Source organism: Staphylococcus sp. GDY8P57P, assembly GCF_017892585.1.
GTDB classification, from domain to species: Bacteria; Bacillota; Bacilli; order Staphylococcales; family Staphylococcaceae; genus Staphylococcus; species Staphylococcus borealis.
On sequence record NZ_JAESLK010000103.1, the window covers coordinates 1 to 751 of the forward strand.

At 32.2% G+C, this 751-nt stretch carries 1 protein-coding gene; it reads left to right on the forward strand.

What is annotated here, in order from left to right:
- Nucleotides 1-315: 315 nt before the first annotated feature.
- Nucleotides 316-732: an NAD(P)H-dependent oxidoreductase gene (locus KA878_RS13740; protein WP_000855243.1), complete on the forward strand. Its 417-nt coding sequence runs from the start codon at nucleotides 316-318 to the stop codon at nucleotides 730-732.
- Nucleotides 733-751: the final 19 nt, after the last annotated feature.

The following is a 751-nucleotide window of genomic DNA, read 5'->3' on the forward strand; positions in this document are numbered from 1 at the left end:
GCTCGACGTGATGCTACTGAGCCGATAAATCCATTATATATATTGGACGCTATGTCCTACTCAGATGCGTTCCTTGCAGCTACAGGGGCAATACTCATTGCCTTAATAGCTGGATTAGGTTTAAAAAAGCGTGGGTAATAACTTAGTTATGTAAAGATTAGTTATTGTTTAGTTCATCTTCTATAGTTTAAGCTGTAAATAAATAGCTTAGGAATCACGCAAATTTGAATTTCTTAGAACAGAATACTTTTAAGTAACTCAACTTTCGTACACTGTTTTATTGGTGCGAAAGTTGAGTATGTTAAGGATGAAACAATGAAAACATTGGTGATCGTTTCTCACCCAGATATGCCAAATTCTCGAATCAATAAAGTTTGGGTAGAAAAAGCAGCGTCTTATTCAAACGAAATTACCATTCATGATCTTTATAGAGAGTATCCTGATTTTATTATAAATGTAAAAAGAGAGCAGGAATTAGTTGAAAATCATGATAATATTATTTTTCAATTTCCATTATATTGGTATAGTTCTCCTTCATTATTAAAAAAATGGATCGATGAAGTGATTATATATGGATGGGCTTACGGATCAAAGGGTAAAAGAATATTTTATAATCGAAAATTAGGATTAGCTATATCAGCTGGCGTAAAAAAAGGTGAATTTACAAGTATGGGTAAAAACAAGCATACATTAACCCAGATGTTAACACCATTCAAATCTTTATGTGCATAGATTCATGCTGAATATGTAC